The sequence below is a fragment of the Pseudomonas sp. S2_E01 genome (genome assembly GCF_054668365.1).
In genome coordinates, this window is record NZ_CP162762.1 from 5,240,531 (window position 1) to 5,256,935 (window position 16,405).

Consider the following 16,405-nt stretch of genomic DNA (forward strand, 5'->3'; position numbering starts at 1 on the left):
GCTCGCTCCTACAGGGATACTCCTCAGGCCTTGAGCGGTTCGACCTCCGTCAGCAACTCGACAAATGCCTTCGCCATCGGCGAAACCTGCCCCTTGCGCTGGGCGAGCCACACCGCCGACATCGCTCCGGGGTCGAGCAAGGAGCGATAGACCACGCCATCGATGCGCATCCGCTGGAAAGACGCCGGTAACACCGACACCCCAAGCCCCGCCGCCACCAGGCCGATGATGGTCATTGCCTCGCCAGCCTCTTGCGCAAAATTCGGACTGAAACCCGCCTCCCGCGCCAGACTCAACAATTGCGCGTACAACCCGCTGCCGTAGCTGCGAGGGAAAAACACAAAGGGTTCGTGAGCCAGGGCTGAAAGGAACAAACCTTCTTCGCTGCCGAGGGCCAGTGGATCCTTGGAACTGAGCACCGCCACCAGAGGCTCGCGCGTCAACTCCACCACGCTCAGCGACTCGGGCAAAGCCAATGGCCGCATGATGCCGATTTCGATCGACTCATCCACCAGCGCGTCGGCCACCTGAGTGCTGCTCATTTCCCGCAGGGTCAAATGCACGGCCGGGAATTGCTGGCGAAAAGCAAAAATCGCCTGGGGAATCGTCGAGTTGAATGGCGCGGACGAAGTGAAGCCGATCTTCAGTTCGCCCAGCTCACCTCGCTGCGCCCGACGCGCCACATCGGCGGCCTTGTCGACCTGTGCCAACACCAGCCGGGCTTCCTCCAGGAACAATCGGCCCGCCTCACTCAGTTCGACCCGACGATTGGTGCGCTCGAACAGGCGCGCCCCCACGTCTTGCTCCAGCGCCTGGATCTGCTGGCTCAACGGCGGCTGCGAGATGCCGAGCATCTGGGCCGCACGGCCAAAATGCAGTTCTTCAGCCACGGCAATGAAGTAGCGCAGGTGTCGCAGTTCCATGATCCCTCCAACAGGTCGTAAAACCTCTTAAACAGGTCGAATAATATATTGGATTGAATCATTAGCCAGCTATATGCTTTTTCCATTGCCTGACCGCTGCCCGCCCCGAGGTCTGAAGTGAAAACTGCTGTCGCCCCACTCGCCCATGAAGTGCCTCCCGCCACCGCTGGCGATACCGCCGCCGAGCTCAAGGAGATTTACATCGAGAAAGGCACCCCGATGTTCATGCGCACGGTGCTGGCGCTGTTCTGCGGCGGGTTCGCCACCTTCGCGTTGTTGTATTGCGTGCAACCGATGATGCCTTTGCTGTCCCACGAGTACGCCATCAATGCGGCGCAAAGCAGCCTGATCCTTTCAGTGGCCACGGGCATGCTCGCCATCGGCCTGCTGATCACCGGTCCGATCTCGGACCGCATCGGGCGCAAGCCGGTGATGGTCACGGCACTGGCAGCCGCCGCGTTGTGCACCATCGCCAGTGCGATGATGCCGAGCTGGCACGGCGTGCTGCTGATGCGTGCACTGATCGGCCTGTCGTTGAGCGGCCTGGCGGCCGTTGCAATGACGTACCTGAGCGAAGAAATCCACCCCAAGCACATCGGCCTGGCAATGGGCCTCTACATCGGCGGCAATGCCATCGGCGGGATGAGCGGGCGTTTGATCACAGGCGTATTGATCGACTTCGTCAGCTGGCACACCGCGATGCTGGTGGTCGGCGCGATGGCACTGATCGCGGCGGTGGTGTTCTGGAGAATCCTCCCCGAATCGCGCAATTTCCGCGCGCGCTCGCTGCACCCGCGCAGCCTGCTGGATGGCTTCACCATGCACTTTCGAGATGCCGGCCTGCCCCTGCTGTTTCTTGAGGCCTTTGTGTTGATGGGTGCATTCGTCACCCTGTTCAACTACATCGGTTATCGCCTGCTCGCCGAGCCGTACCACATGGACCAGGCTTTCGTCGGCCTGCTCTCGGTGGTGTACCTGTCGGGCATCTACAGCTCGGCGAAAATAGGTGCGCTGGCGGACAAGCTGGGCCGGCGCCAGGTGCTCTGGGCCACCATTGCGCTGATGTTCGTCGGCCTCGCCCTGACCCTGGTCACGCCGCTGCCGGTTGTCATCATCGGCATGCTGATCTTCACCTTCGGCTTTTTCGGCGCGCACTCGGTAGCCAGCAGCTGGATCGGCCGCCGCGCCACCAAGGCCAAGGGCCAGGCATCGTCGCTGTACCTGTTCAGCTACTACGCCGGCTCGAGCATCGCAGGGACCGCCGGCGGCATGTTCTGGCACCTGGGTGGCTGGAATGGCATCGGCCTGTTCATCGGTGCCCTGCTGGTGGTGGCGCTGTTGGTGGCTTTGAAGCTGGCGAAGCTGCCGCCTCTGCCAGGAACCCCAATTTGAAGCAGGCCCACCCTGTAGGAGCGAGCATGTCGAGGCGTCGAACCGTCGCGATTAACGTCCAGACACCGCAGCCACTCAGGCACCATCGCGAGCAAGCTCGCTCCTACAAAGGGCGGTGAGGGTCATTCAGGAGGTGAGGCGTTCTATTTGAGCACCACCCGCGCCTGCAAAAGTGTGTCGCGTTTTTCCAGTGTCAGCGATTGCAAGGCTGCGCCCTCGCGCTCCGCGCGATCCAGCCATTGCAGCAGCGTTTTCCCGTCCCCGCTGACAGTCAGGCGCAACAGGTCGTTGTCGGCATCCATCTGGTGCAGCTCCAGCCCGGCCGCCGTGGCGCTTTCGCTGATGCGCAGTGAAAGGGGCTGATCAGGGACGAGGGCGTTCACTTCACTGCGCGGCTGCGCGCGTTGCAACTGCGACGCCAGTATCCATTGCCGTTGGTGCTGGCGCTCGGCGGCGTCCAAGCGCTCGCGGGTGGGTTGCCAGATCAGGCTGAATGCGGCAACCATCAGCACGAAGGCGCCCATCAGCATCAACAGGCGTTGCTCACGAATGGCCAGGCGACGCCAGGCAGCCTTCATCGAGCGTCCTCCATGGTGAGCGTCGCTTGCACGCGGTCAAGTTCCTTGTTCGCACTGTCGAGCCGGACCGGCATGCCTTGCTGGCGACCGCGTTCGCGTAACTGCTCAAGCTCGGCAAAGCTGTTGGCAGTCAATTGGACTCTCCAGCCATCACCCGCCCGATACTCGATACGCCGTACTTCAACCGGGCTGGCGCCAACGACTTGCTCAACCAAACCGAGCAGGCCGGCGATATGGGTCTTCTGCGGCTCTGTTGCCTGGTTTTGCAGTACCTTGAGCTGTGTCGCCAGATCGACGATGCGGGTCTGGTCTGGATAGAGCGTGGTGAACCGTTGTTCATTCTGGTTGGAGATCCGACGGGTTTCGCGCTCGAGAAAATCGATTCGCGCGGCGCTGGCCAGCCAGCTCAACAGTAGGAGAGCGAGCAGCGCCAGGCCACCAGGCCGCCACGACAGATGCCGGCGACGTGGGGCGAAAGGTCCTTGCAGCAGGTTGATGGCCCGCGAGTGACTGAGTGTCAGGTACGGATCGATGTCGACCGCATCGTGGCGCTCGTCGATCCATCGGGTATCCAGTGGCAGCAGCGGTCGCAGCAGCGCCAATCCCTCATCGTCCATCGCCAGGCGGGCTGGAGCGCCTGCGCCCACCAGCCATCGACCGAACCAGCGCACCGCCAACGGTCCGGTCCCGGGCATGATATCGGCGTCTACGTACACCGAACGCACAGCAATGCCCGTTTCCTTGAGCAACGCGAGCACTGCGGCAAAGCGTTCTCGTTCCACCACCATCACCGGATAACACCCCTCCTTGTCGCGGGAGCCAAACCCTAAATGGAGATGATCGAGGGGGTCGCTCAGTTGGTTTTCCACGGCAAAAGCAATGGCCTGCCCCCCGGGGTGGCGTTTGTTCGGCCACGGATCGGTGCGCACCCAACTGCACAATTCCATGGGCAACAGCAGATCCACCGTTTGCCCGCCAAGCTCGCGCGCGGCCTGATCCAATGGCATCAACCGCCGTTGTCCGGCGGATGACCACAGGCAGCTTGGCCAGTCGGTAGAAGCCGTGTTCAGACCCTCGGCGGTCAGGTAAAGCCAGGTGTTCATTGGGGCATCTCATTGGCACTTGAAGGAAGTAGGCGTCGCTGCAGGACTTTGAATTGCCGAGTGTCGGGATCCTGCTCGACATCCGTGGCCAGTCGCAGTCGGCTCTGCCCCTGGGTGATCTGCACGGTGACTCGAAACCAGCGACTGGTGACGCCCAGGCCATGACGGCTCAGGTCGGCACCCCGCAGCAGCGGTTCCTCGGTAAAGGCCTGGACGCTGGGCCACGCCGCCATCGAGCGCTGGCGGATCAGGGCGTCGACCGTGGCTGGCTCGAGGTCATCCAGCGTTCTCAACAGCAGCGCCGGGGCGGTGTTGATATTCAGCGCAGCGTCGGTGGGCAATAACGCGACCCAGGGTTCCAATCGACGCAGGTGCTGCCCATCCACGCCCGGCAGCAGACGCAATTGGCTGAGCTCATTCAAGACGCCGACCTGACTCAGCGACAGTGGCGCCAGTTCGAGCCGCTCAAGCAAGCGTCCCCAACGATTGAGCGTCACCTGGTCGATCCGGCCCTGGCGTAACAAGGCATTGAGATTGAAACGACCGGCCAGGTCCTCAATACCGACGTGCAACTGCGCACCTTCGATGTCGAAATCGGGCGACATCCGCGCCCATGCCTGGGTCAGGTCGACGGTTGTCCGCGATGCACTGGCCGCCTCCTGCAATTGCAAGAGCGCCCACGTTTCCCCGGCCATCGCCCACTGACGCAATTGCACGTGTTGCACAGCCTGGCCACTGCTTTGCAACGAAAGGCGATGGCTGCGCAGCAAGCCGCCGGTGATCAGCAACGCCAGACTCATGACCAGCAACACGCTGATCAGGGCGATCCCCCGCTGTCGTCCGTTCAAGGCAATGCCCCAGGCAACAGCAGCACCCGGCGGATCGAATCGAAGCGCCCCACCGACACTTGCAGTTCCACGGCCAGCGGTACACTTGCATCGTCCGAGGCCGGCCACTCATCTCGCCAGCCGCTTTGACGATCAAACAAGCGCCAGCTCAACTGCCGAACTTCACCGAGCAGTTTCTGCCGCTGCGGGGCCGGCGTGCCCTCACCCATGCTTTCACGCCACAGCACGTCGTCTTCAAGCCGGTAGGTCAGCGTCTGGCGCTCGCTGCGCGGTTGGTCCAGAGGGTTGCGCCAATGGCTGCGTTGCAACTGCAACTGGCGTTGCTCGAGCACCACCGGCTGCTCGGTGACCTGCATCAAGTCACGCTCAATCACCGCCACCGCCCGTTGCAGGCGCCTGAACTCCCGCCCGTGGGCCGTTGTGCCCTGCTGCACGCGCACGACACCGTCGAACAATCCCCAACTGGCCAGGCCGAGCACGGCGAAGATCGCGAGGGCGATCACCAGCTCCAGCAAAGTAAAGCCGCTTTGCCTATTCATCGCGCACCGGTATCCAGCCACGGCTGCGGTGCAGGACTGAGTCGCCACCGACAGCGCTGACCTCGATATCGACCTTCAACAGTCGCGAGTCCGGCGATGCGCTGACCTGCTGGCGAAGCCGCCAGTCGCGGCGATCCATGTGCACCGTACGTTGCTCCTGCCCCGGGGCTAACGACGATTGCAGGCGCAGTTCATTGAGCTGGTTATCGGCCAACCAGACGGCGAACAGCCGCGCCTCGACCACCGTGGTCTGCTTCGCCACGTACTGGCTGGCCGAGAGCACGGCGGCCGCCAACGTGGAGAAAACCGCCAGGGCCACCATGATCTCCAGCAAGGTGAACCCGCCTTGCTGCGACACGCCCTTAACCATCGATCACTGCCTCACCCAGGCCGTCGCTCGACAGGCTGAGGAGCGAGCGGTCGCCCATCGAAAACGTCAGGATGAAGGCCGTGTTTTCATCGCTGCTGAGCATCAACAGTTGCGGCAACCCTTGATCGCCGCCGAGCGTCAGGGCCTGCCCGTCCTGCTCCAGGTGCAAACGCAGGTGGGCGGGCCACTGATGGAAGGCAGCCATTGGCCGCCACTCACGGTCCTGGAGCTGCATGACGCGATAACCAGACTCACTGAGACGAATACCGTATTGCTCGCCATTGAGCACGGCGCGCTCACGCAGCCGCTGGATCATGCCGGCGACTTCGCCCGCTTCGTAGCGTGCTTCACGCAATGGGTTGGGCGCGACCACCAGGCTCACCATGCCCAGCAGCATGCCGATGACCACGAGCACGATCATCAACTCGAGCAAGGTGAAGCCCTGACAACACTGGCGCATGAATCAGCCGCCCCAATTGCCGATGTCGGCTGCATGCCCGTCACCGCCGACCACGCCATCAGCCCCCAGGGAATACAGGTCAAAGCTTCCATCGAGCGATTGTGCGCCGGGATTGAGATATTGGTAGGGCGTGCCCCACGGGTCGACCGGCAAGCTTTTCAGGTAGCCCTGGGGGTTCCAGTTTCTCGCCGCCGGCAGGCCCGACGGGTGTTTGCTCAAGGCTTCCAGCCCCTGCTGCGTCGAGGGGTAGTGGAAATTGTCGAGGCGATACATTTCCAGGGCAGTGGAAATCGCCTGGATATCGATTTTCGCTGCGGTGACTTTGGCCTGATCGGGACGGCTCATGAACTGTGGAACCACAATGGCCCCCAGCACACCGATGATCACGACCACCACCATGATTTCGATCAGGGTGAAACCCGCCTGCCGGCGGGACAAATTGTCAGGTAGAGGTTGCATGGGTCAATTCACCAGTTGGTTGAGGCTCAGGATAGGAAGCAGGATGGCCAGCACGATCAGCAGCACACCGCCGCCCATCAGCACCAGCATGGCGGGTTCGAAAAGACTCACGACCAGCGCGATGCGCGCGGCCAGGCTGCTCTCCTGTTGCTCCGCGGCCCGCACCAGCATGTGGTCGAGTTCGCCAGCGCGTTCGCCGCTGGCGATCATGTGCAGCATCATCGGCGGGATGTCGCCGCTGAGTTCCAGGCCGCGAGTCAACGTCCCGCCTTCACGCACAGAGCGGGCGACATCGACCATGCGCGCGCGTAGGGTCAGGTTGCCGATAACCGCCGCAGCGATTTCCAGCGCATCCACCAACGGCACGGCGCTCTTGCTCAGGATCGCCAGGGTGCTGGCAAAGCGTGCCGCTTCCATCGCCCGCAACACCTGCCCCACAACCGGTAGTTGCAGCGCCAGGCGATGCCAGCGCAGCCGCCACGCAGGCTCGCGCAAACTCCAGCGGTAGAGGCCGACCAGCAGCGCCAGACCAGCGATCAACGTCAGGAAATGCTGGCGCAAACCGCCACTCAAGCCGATCAGCGCCTGAGTCAACCAAGGCAGCGGCTGACCGCTGTCGATGAAGATTTTCACCACATCCGGCACCACGAAACCCAGCAGAAAACCGACGATCGCCACGCTGGCCAGCATGAGTATCAACGGGTACACCAGCGCCATCTGAATCTTCTGCCGCGAGGCCTGACGCGCCTGGGTGTACGCGGCCAATTGCTCCAGCACCTGACCCAAATGGCCGGAACGCTCTCCCGCAGCGACGGTGGCGCGATAGAGATCCGGGAACGCCCTGGGAAACAGCGACAGTGCCGTGGAGAGTGCATGCCCTTCCATGACCCGGCTGCGCACCGCCGACAACAGACCCGCTACTTTGCGCCTCGAACTCTGGCGGGCCACGGCTTGCAACGCTTCTTCCAGAGGCAGACCGGCTTGAACCAGGGTGGACAACTGCAACGTCAACAACGCCAGTTGCGCGGCGCTCAAACGTCCACCGCGCGGTTGCAAACCGATGGCGGTGCCCACGTGCACTTCTTTCAATTCACGCGGCCACAGACCGCGCTCGCGCAACAGTTCACGAGCATGTCGCGGGCTGTCCGCCTCCAACCGCCCCTTGCAGCGCTTGCCCTGGGCATCGTCGGCCCGGTAGTCGAAGGTCGGCACTGGCTAATCCTCCCGGGTCACGCGCAACAACTCGTCGAGGCTGGTCACGCCATCGAGCACCCGTTGTCGGCCGTCCTGGAACAGGCTGCGAGACGCCCGGCGTGTCTCTTCAAGCAATGCCCGCTCACCGGCGCCCTGATGAATCAGTGCTGCCACCGCCGGCGTGACACTGAGCAACTCGTAGATACCGATACGCCCGCGATAACCGTGCTGGCACCGTTCACAACCCACGGCCCGAAACAACGTTGTGGGGGGCGTCTCGCTGATCCCGAGACGTTCACACGTGACCGCGTCGGCGCGGTACGACGCCTTGCAATGCGGGCACAACGTGCGCAGCAGACGCTGAGCCAAAATGCCGACCAGCGACGACGCCAGCAGGTAGGCGTCCACGCCCATGTCCACCAGCCGTGTCACCGCGCCGACCGCACTGTTGGTGTGCAGCGTCGACAGCACCAGATGCCCGGTGAGGGAGGCTTGAACGGCGATTTGAGCCGTCTCGCGATCACGGATTTCGCCGACCATCACCACGTCCGGGTCCTGGCGCAGAATGGCGCGCAACCCACGAGCGAACGTCATGTCCACTTTCGGATTGACCGGCATCTGCCCCACCCCCGGCAGGTGATATTCGATGGGGTCCTCGACCGTGAGAATGTTGCGCGTCTGGTCGTTCAGGCTGCTCAGTGCAGCGTAAAGGCTGGTGGTTTTGCCGGAGCCGGTGGGGCCGGTCACCAGCAGGATGCCATGGGGCCTGGCGAGTAACTGACGCAGGGTTGCCAGAGTGTCCGCGGGCATTCCCAAACGCTGCAAATCCAGGCGTCCAGCCTGTTTATCCAGCAGGCGCAATACCACCCTTTCACCATGGGCCGACGGTAACGTGGAGACCCGCACATCGACTTCATGTCCCGCCAGGCGCAGGGCTATCCGACCATCCTGGGGAATGCGTTTTTCGGCGATGTCCAGGCGCGCCATGACCTTGACCCGCGACACCAGCAGGGTCGCCAACTCACGCCTCGGCCGGAGCATCTCGCGCAATTGCCCGTCGATGCGCATGCGCACGGCCACTGAATGCTCGAACGTTTCCAGGTGCACGTCCGAAGCGTGTTCACGCACGGCTTCGCTGAGCAACGCGTTGACCAGGCGGATAATCGGTGCATCGCCCTGCTGCTCCAGCAAGTCAGCCGTTTGCGGAACTTGATCGACCAGACTGAGCAAATCCAGTTCGTCATCCAGCCCCTGCGCAACCTGCTGCGCCGCGCTCTGGCCGTCACGGAACGCGGTGCCCAGGCGCGCAGCGAACTGATCGGCATCGAGCACCCGGATCGGCAGATCCCGAGCGCACCGGCGCCGGGCCTCAGACAGCGCCGTTAGCGGCGTATCGGCCCGCAGCATCAGACAAGGCCCGGTTTCCTCATGCGCCAGCAAGACACCAAAGCGCCGGGCGAAACCGAACGACAGCGCAGCGTTTTCTTCGCTCATGGTGTCCCCGACGCCGACTTGCGTAAATCGAACACCGGCGGCTCAACGGGCTGGTCGAACAACTGCCGGGCTTCGGCGGGCAGCAGCAACGAGTTGTTTTCGTGCGCGGCCGGCTGGCTCAATTTGCGCATGGCGTTGTAGCGCTGCTGGCTCACATCGGCCAGGTCTTCCTTGCTGCGTACGATGGTCGGACGCAGGAACACCATCAGATTGCTTTTGGTTTGCGTGTCGCGGCTCCAGCGAAACAATGCCCCCAAATAGGGAATGTCACGCAGCAGTGGGATGCCGCTGCGCTGGGTGCGCACGCTGTCGCGGATCAGGCCGCCGATCACGATGATCTCTCCATCATCGGCGAGGATGGTGCTTTTGAGCGCTCGCTTGTTGGTGATCAGGTCGGAAGAATCGATGCCCGAGACCGAAGGCGCGATATCCGACACCTCTTGCTCCACTTCCAGGCGCAGGGTCGACCCTTCGTTGATGTACGGTTTGATCTTCAGGCTAATACCAACGTCCTTGCGCTCGACTGTGGTAAAGGGATTGTCCGCACCGCTGCTGCTGGTGGCGTAGGAACCGGTCTTGAATGGCACGTTTTGCCCAACGATGATTTCCGCCTGTTGATTGTCCAGGGTCAGCAGGCTTGGCGTGGAAAGCAGATTGCTGTGGGTACTGCTGGCCAGCGCCGAAATCAACGCGCCAAAACGGTCGGTGCCCAGTTTCAGGATCGCGCCTTCGGGCGCGACTCTTTTGCCGTCGAAGGTCAGCCCGCCCACGATCGGCACATCGGTGCCAGGGAAGTTGATGAAGCCTTTGATGTCACCGGTGCTCAAGCCCCATTGCACGCCAACGGTTTCTGCGATGTCGCCGGAAATCTCGACGATGGCGGCATGGATAAGCACTTGCGCACGAGGCTGGTCCAGTTGGCGCACGATGTTTTCCAGCGTCCGGACTTGCGCCGGCTCGGCAATCACCACCAGCGCGTTCTGACTTTCGTCCGCCTTGATCATGAAGGCCGCACTGGAAGCGCTGTCCTTCACACTGCCCAGGGTCGAGGCCTGCTTGCGGCCCTGCCCCATCACTTCCAGAATTTCGGCCAGTTGCTTGGCATCGCTATGGCGCAAACGAATGACCCGCGCATTGTCCACCGAGGCTGTAGCCGGCGTGTCCAGGCCCCGTGCCAGATCGAGCAGACGCTGGCGCACTGCGGGCGGGCCGATGAAAATCAGGCGGTTGGTGCGGTGGTCGGCCAGTGCCTGGATCGCCGTGTCGGCATTGCGCTTGCCCAGCGACGACTCGATGATGGTGAGCACATCAGCCGCCTGGGCATACTTCAACTGCATCACCGAATGCAGGTTGTTCTTCCCCGCGTCCAGTTGACGTACGACTTTGGCGATTCGCTGCACGTTGGCTGAGGTATCGGTGACCACCAGGGCATTGGCCGACACCGATGGCCCCACATAACCGTTGGCCGAAACCAGCGGTCGTACCAGCCCGGCCAGGTCGGCGGCGTTGCTGGTGTCGAGCGCGATGACCTGGGTGACAAACTGCGACGCCGTAGCGTTTTTTGCCGTGCCTTGACTGGCGCGGGTTTTCGCTTCGGTCACCGGTGTAATGAGAATTCGGTCGCCCTCGTCGATCACGGTGAAGTTGTGGGCATCGAGTACCGAGTAAAACAGACGACGAACGCCTTCACGATCAAGCGCCTGACGAGACATGACCGTAATACGTCCCGAGACACGGGGGTCAAGCACCACCGTCGTTTGAAGAATTGCGGACATTTCTTCCACAATGTCCCGCAGCTCGGCGTTGTTCATCGCCAGTTGCCATTTTTCTTCCTCGGCTTGCAAGTCGCCGTGAAAAAGCGTGGTCGCCAAGGCAACGAGGAAAACCAGGGCACGCAACACCTGCGCGCCGTTGTAACTGTTCATCGCAGACATCACTCGGTATACGGGCGTAGATAACGCGTAGGTGTGGCGGGAGCTGGTGCTGCGCTTGGGTGGTCCAGCCGGTTGAGAAAACGCACGGTCGACGTTTGCAGCATCAAGACCTCTTCGCGCCCCTTGTTCCATAACACCGCTTTATCGGTCTCGACCCGACGCAGAATGCTGCCGCCCGGCAACCGGTCGCCGACCTGGTAAATGCGTGCGCCCTGCGCGTCGGCCAGCAATGCCTTGGACAGTCCGCTGATGACGACAAAACTGGCCAGCAGGGTCAGCGGCTCGGCACTGGGTAGCAATGAGGCTTCAGGCCTCAACCCGAATACGGAGGCGATGGCAGTGGCGTCCAGGGATGCGCGGGGCGAAGGTGTCTGCAGCGGTGCAGCGCCCTGGGCCGGCGAAGCCTGGCTTTTGCGAAAGTCCTGCTCCTGCCACACCAGAAACCCTGCGTAAACGACGCAGATCATCACCAGGCAGAAGGTGAAAAATCGCCTAATCATTGAAAAGCCCTGCGAGTACGAGAGCAGCACGAGTTGCTGCGTGTGGCGGTCAAACTCAAGCGTGCGGCGGTCCAGGCACAGACCGCCGCAGGCGTTACCCAACGGCCTTAGAGTTTGTTCCAGGCCATGTGCCAGTGCGCGCCGACGCCCGGCTCAAAGCCGTTGGCGGTCGGGCTGAACTGCTTGCAGTAACCGGACTCGGGGAATGGCTTGCACTCGAAGACCTCATTGGTCTTGGGTTGCAACACCTTGGTGCCGGCGGTGTACTCGCCAAGGCCTTCGGGGAACACGAAGTCATGTTCCACGCCCGCGCCTTCACCGGTCATGAGGGTGGTCTGCGTGTCCTGGCGGGTGGTACGGCCATCAAGCGTCGTGCCGACCAGTGTCAGGGTGTGTTTGCCCGGGTTACTGCGAACGTCCATGACGAGGCTGGTCGCACCGCTTTGCACTTGCGCCGAGACCGTCCCGACCGGCTTGTTGTTCTCGTCGAACAAGGTGGCTTCAACGTTCATCTGGCGGTTGGCGATCATGCCGAAATCGACCTTGGCCAAGCCTTTGTCCAGCTCATATTCCGGACGCTGGGAAGCGACCGACATGCGCGCCGACGCGTCTTCCTTCATGTCCAGCTGAACTTCGTAGCGGGTTACACCGCTGTCTTTTTGCGCGTACAGGGTGTTGTTGCCACGCACCGGTTCGATATTGCCGCTTTCGTCGCGGATACCTGCGCGGATCAGTTTGTGGGTGCTGTTGATCTTCTCTGCGAGTTTGAATGACCAGTTGGCTGGCGCACCTTCCTCGGCAGTGTCGATGGCGATCTCCACGCTGTAATCCTGGCTTTCGCCATTGGCGGAGAAGGCGCGGGCCTTGACCTTGTCGCCCACCAGCAGGTGATTGGACGCAGCAATGCCGCCTACCGACGACCAGCCGCCCGGCAATTCAGGCTCGGCGATGATGTTCACATCAGTGGCGTTGTAGAACGCCGCGTCGGTATCGCCGACAGTCCAGATCGCCAGGATCACATGGGGGCCGGACTTGTCCGCCGGAATATTACAGTTGTGCTTGGCACCCGACACCGGCAACTGATGCCCGCCATCGACGGTGCAAAACGGGGTGCTCTCGAAGGTCGCACGCTTGAGCGATTCGTTCGGATTCCAGCCGTTACGGGTGATGAAATATTCATGCTTGGTGGCCGGGTGAGAAGCGGTGTAGCGCCACTGGAAGTCAATGTTGCGGTTCTTGATTTCATTCAGATGCCAGCGGGTAGCAGACTGGGCATCCAGCGCGGAGAACAGCGCGTGACCACCGCTCGGGATCTTGCCGTCGACGGGGCCCTGATTAGGTGCACCACCAACCCCGGCCGGAAAACCCTTGAATGTTTCGCCCACGCTTTGAGGTTCGTATTGCGCGCCACCACAATTAGTGTTCAAGCCTTTTTGGCACAGCGCCGCCCGCGAAGGCGGTGCTTCGAGATAACCATGGGCGTATGCGCCTTGGGACGCCAGCATTGCCGATAACAGGAGCATCGAGGAAGTGCATGCCGTGAATGCACCACCCCTGAAGATCATTTTTTTCATCATTGGATTCCAGACTGCTTATCGATAATCAGCGCGCCTGACGGCGCGGCTACTCGCGGTTTCGTTCGATGGAGGACCGAACGAAGGTCTGGAACCTTACCGAGATGCAAGCAACTTCTATGTAGGAGAAGTCTCTGCTTTCAAGGGGATTAATCTGCCTGATTCACTTGCCTGAATAGCGCCACAGAACAATCTTACAAACGCAAATTCAACACACTCCGCCTGTTTAACAGATGCAAAAAAGCCTGTCCGGCGTGAGCCAGGACAGGCCTTTGTGTCACGAGCAAAACTTACTCGTGATACTGCGCCGACAACTCATGGACCGCGCGCAGGAACGCGCCGGCGTGCTCCGGATCGACTTCCGGGGTGATGCCGTGGCCGAGGTTGAACACGTGGCCGCTGCCTTTGCCATAGCTGGCGAGAATGCGCCCGACTTCGGCGCGAATCGCTTCCGGCTTGGCGTAGAGCACGGTCGGGTCCATGTTGCCTTGCAGCGCGACTTTGTCACCGACGCGAGCGCGGGCGTTGCCGATGTCACAGGTCCAATCCAGGCCCAGCGCGTCGGCACCCGCATCGGCGATGCTTTCCAGCCACAGACCGCCGTTCTTGGTGAACAGGATGACCGGCACCTTGCGACCTTCGTGCTCGCGGATCAGGCCGCTGACGATTTTTTTCATGTAGGCCAGGGAAAATTCCTGGTAGGCAGCCGCCGACAGGTTGCCGCCCCAGGTGTCGAAAATCTGCACCGCTTGCGCACCGGCCTTGATCTGGCCGTTGAGGTAGCTGATGACCGACTGCGCGAGCTTGTCCAGGAGCAGGTGCATGGCTTGCGGGTTGTCGTAGAGCATGGCCTTGGTCTTGCGGAAGTCTTTCGACGAACCACCTTCGACCATGTAGGTAGCGAGGGTCCATGGGCTACCGGAAAAGCCGATCAGCGGCACACGGCCGTTCAGTTCACGGCGGATGGTGCTGACCGCGTCCATGACGTAACCGAGGTCTTTGTGCGGGTCCGGGATTGGCAAGGCCTCGATGTCGGCCATCGTGCTGATGACTTTCTTGAAGCGCGGGCCTTCGCCGGTTTCGAAATACAGGCCCTGGCCCATGGCATCCGGGATCGTCAGGATGTCGGAGAACAGGATCGCCGCGTCCAGTTGCGGGTAGCGGTCGAGCGGTTGCAGGGTGACTTCGCAAGCGAACGCCGGGTTCATGCACAGGCTCATGAAGTCGCCGGCCTTGGCACGGCTGGCGCGGTATTCAGGCAGGTAGCGACCGGCCTGACGCATCATCCACACGGGCGTGACGTCTACAGGTTGCTTGAGCAGGGCGCGAAGGAAACGGTCGTTCTTCAGGGCAGTCATGTCGGCATCCGGAAAAAAAGTGGGGGCATTTTCTCAGAGCGCGAGACAAAAGGCACGGCAAGAGCGGAGCCTTTTGTCTATAGGGGCAATTTGTCGCGGTTTCGATCCACCAAAACAACTGTAGGAGCGAGCTTGCTCGCGATAGCGGTGTATCTGTCATTGATGTATTGACTGACACACCCTCATCGCGAGCAAGCTCGCTCCTACAGGGGGTATTGCGTCATTAGACGCCCAGATAATCCAGAATCCCCTCAGCCGCATTTCGGCCTTCGAAGATCGCTGTCACTACCAGGTCGGAACCGCGCACCATGTCGCCACCGGCGAAGATCTTCGGGTTGCTGGTCTGGTGCTTGTACTGGCCTTGTTCCGGGGCCACCACGCGGCCCTGGCTGTCGGTCTGGATCTCGAACTGTTCGAACCACGGCGCCGGGCTTGGGCGGAAGCCGAAGGCGATGACCACGGCGTCGGCCGGGATGATCTCTTCGGAGCCCGGGATCGGCTCCGGGCTACGACGGCCGCGTGCATCCGGCTCGCCGAGACGGGTCTCGACCACCTTCACACCTTCGACCTTGTCTTCGCCGACGATGGCGATTGGCTGGCGGTTGTAGAGGAACTTCACGCCTTCTTCCTTGGCGTTTTTCACCTCTTTACGCGAGCCAGGCATGTTCGCTTCGTCACGACGATAGGCACAGGTCACCGACTTGGCGCCCTGGCGGATCGAGGTACGGTTGCAGTCCATCGCCGTGTCGCCGCCACCGAGTACCACGACCTTCTTGCCTTTCATGTCGACGAAATCTTCCGGCGACTTTTCAAAGCCCAGGTTGCGGTTGACGTTGGCGATCAGGAAATCCAGCGCGTCGTAAACGCCCGGCAGGTCCTCACCGGCAAACCCACCTTTCATGTAGGTGTAGGTGCCCATGCCCATGAACACGGCATCGTATTCGGCGAGCAGTTGCTCCATGGTCACGTCCTTGCCCACCTCGGTGTTGAGGCGGAATTCGATGCCCATGCCGCTGAAAACTTCGCGACGATTGCTCAGCACGGTCTTTTCCAGCTTGAACTCAGGGATGCCGAAAGTCAGCAGGCCACCGATTTCCGGGTTCTTGTCGAACACCACCGGGGTCACGCCACCACGCACCAGCACGTCGGCACAGCCCAGGCCGGCAGGTCCCGCACCAATGATCGCCACACGCTTGCCGGTCGGCTTGACCTTGGACATGTCCGGGCGCCAGCCCATGGCGAACGCGGTGTCGGTGATGTACTTCTCGACCGAGCCGATGGTTACCGCACCAAAACCGTCGTTGAGGGTGCAAGCACCTTCACACAGACGATCCTGAGGGCACACCCGGCCGCAGACCTCTGGCAGGGTGTTGGTCTGGTGCGACAGCTCGGCGGCCTGGAGGATGTTGCCCTCGGCCACCAGCTTCAGCCAGTTCGGAATGAAGTTGTGCACCGGGCACTTCCATTCGCAATACGGGTTGCCACAACCCAGGCAGCGGTGGGCCTGGTCGGCCGACTGCTGGGGCTTGAAGGGTTCGTAGATCTCCACGAACTCTTTCTTGCGTTGACGCAACAGTTTCTTCTTCGGATCTTTGCGCCCGACGTCGATGAATTGGAAGTCGTTGCTGAGACGTTCGGCCATCTTCAAAACCTCTTTACAGCAGCTCGAAGCTACAAGC

The 16,405-nt window shown here is 61.7% G+C and carries 16 protein-coding genes; 1 reads left to right on the plus strand and 15 read right to left on the minus strand.

What is annotated here, in order from left to right; all coding sequences use genetic code 11:
- Positions 1 to 23: 23 nt before the first annotated feature.
- Positions 24 to 923, minus strand: coding sequence for a LysR family transcriptional regulator (locus AB4O36_RS24150; protein WP_460118771.1), 900 nt, complete (start codon positions 921 to 923; stop codon positions 24 to 26).
- Between the two features lie 117 nt (positions 924 to 1,040).
- Between AB4O36_RS24150 and AB4O36_RS24155 the strand changes: the two genes are divergently transcribed.
- Positions 1,041 to 2,315, plus strand: a complete 1,275-nt coding sequence (locus AB4O36_RS24155) for an MFS transporter (protein WP_460140436.1) — start codon at positions 1,041 to 1,043, stop codon at positions 2,313 to 2,315.
- A 143-nt stretch (positions 2,316 to 2,458) separates the two neighbouring features.
- Here the strand turns inward: AB4O36_RS24155 and gspM are convergent, their stop codons facing one another.
- From gspM to AB4O36_RS24225, 14 genes are all read right to left on the minus strand, one after another.
- Entirely contained in the window at positions 2,459 to 2,893 is a 435-nt protein-coding gene (gene gspM, locus AB4O36_RS24160) for a type II secretion system protein GspM (protein ID WP_460140437.1), read from the minus strand.
- Entirely contained in the window at positions 2,890 to 3,996 is a 1,107-nt protein-coding gene (gene gspL, locus AB4O36_RS24165; RefSeq protein ID WP_460118777.1) for a type II secretion system protein GspL, read from the minus strand. The genes gspM and gspL overlap by 4 nt, the downstream gene beginning before the upstream one ends.
- Positions 3,993 to 4,844: a type II secretion system protein GspK gene (locus AB4O36_RS24170; RefSeq protein ID WP_460118779.1), complete on the minus strand. Its 852-nt coding sequence runs from the start codon at positions 4,842 to 4,844 to the stop codon at positions 3,993 to 3,995. The genes gspL and AB4O36_RS24170 overlap by 4 nt, the downstream gene beginning before the upstream one ends.
- On the minus strand, positions 4,841 to 5,383 hold the full coding sequence (locus tag AB4O36_RS24175; protein ID WP_460140438.1) for a type II secretion system protein GspJ: 543 nt from the start codon (positions 5,381 to 5,383) through the stop codon (positions 4,841 to 4,843). Before AB4O36_RS24175 ends, AB4O36_RS24170 begins: the two co-directional genes overlap by 4 nt.
- The gene (gene gspI, locus AB4O36_RS24180; protein WP_460118783.1) at positions 5,376 to 5,753 is read right to left on the minus strand and encodes a type II secretion system minor pseudopilin GspI; all 378 of its coding nucleotides are present in this window, start codon (positions 5,751 to 5,753) and stop codon (positions 5,376 to 5,378) included. The genes AB4O36_RS24175 and gspI overlap by 8 nt, the downstream gene beginning before the upstream one ends.
- Positions 5,746 to 6,213 (minus strand): type II secretion system minor pseudopilin GspH, encoded by a 468-nt coding sequence (gene gspH, locus AB4O36_RS24185; RefSeq protein WP_460118785.1) that lies wholly within the window; start codon positions 6,211 to 6,213, stop codon positions 5,746 to 5,748. Before gspH ends, gspI begins: the two co-directional genes overlap by 8 nt.
- Before the next feature lie 3 nt (positions 6,214 to 6,216).
- On the minus strand, positions 6,217 to 6,672 hold the full coding sequence (gene gspG / locus AB4O36_RS24190) for a type II secretion system major pseudopilin GspG (protein ID WP_460118787.1): 456 nt from the start codon (positions 6,670 to 6,672) through the stop codon (positions 6,217 to 6,219).
- Between the two features lie 3 nt (positions 6,673 to 6,675).
- Entirely contained in the window at positions 6,676 to 7,884 is a 1,209-nt protein-coding gene (gene gspF, locus AB4O36_RS24195) for a type II secretion system inner membrane protein GspF (protein ID WP_460140439.1), read from the minus strand.
- Positions 7,885 to 7,887: 3 nt separating this feature from the next.
- Complete coding sequence (gene gspE / locus AB4O36_RS24200) at positions 7,888 to 9,360, minus strand: type II secretion system ATPase GspE (RefSeq protein WP_460140440.1); 1,473 nt, start codon at positions 9,358 to 9,360, stop codon at positions 7,888 to 7,890.
- The gene (gene gspD, locus AB4O36_RS24205) at positions 9,357 to 11,285 is read right to left on the minus strand and encodes a type II secretion system secretin GspD (RefSeq protein WP_460140441.1); all 1,929 of its coding nucleotides are present in this window, start codon (positions 11,283 to 11,285) and stop codon (positions 9,357 to 9,359) included. The genes gspE and gspD overlap by 4 nt, the downstream gene beginning before the upstream one ends.
- 8 nt (positions 11,286 to 11,293) lie before the next feature.
- Positions 11,294 to 11,794, minus strand: coding sequence for a type II secretion system protein N (locus AB4O36_RS24210; protein ID WP_460140442.1), 501 nt, complete (start codon positions 11,792 to 11,794; stop codon positions 11,294 to 11,296).
- A gap of 107 nt (positions 11,795 to 11,901) precedes the next feature.
- Entirely contained in the window at positions 11,902 to 13,368 is a 1,467-nt protein-coding gene (gbpA, locus tag AB4O36_RS24215) for an N-acetylglucosamine-binding protein GbpA (RefSeq protein WP_460118795.1), read from the minus strand.
- A gap of 290 nt (positions 13,369 to 13,658) precedes the next feature.
- Complete coding sequence (hemE, locus tag AB4O36_RS24220) at positions 13,659 to 14,726, minus strand: uroporphyrinogen decarboxylase (RefSeq protein WP_460118797.1); 1,068 nt, start codon at positions 14,724 to 14,726, stop codon at positions 13,659 to 13,661.
- Positions 14,727 to 14,949: 223 nt separating this feature from the next.
- On the minus strand, positions 14,950 to 16,368 hold the full coding sequence (locus AB4O36_RS24225; RefSeq protein ID WP_460140443.1) for an FAD-dependent oxidoreductase: 1,419 nt from the start codon (positions 16,366 to 16,368) through the stop codon (positions 14,950 to 14,952).
- Between the last annotated feature and the right edge of the window lie 37 nt (positions 16,369 to 16,405).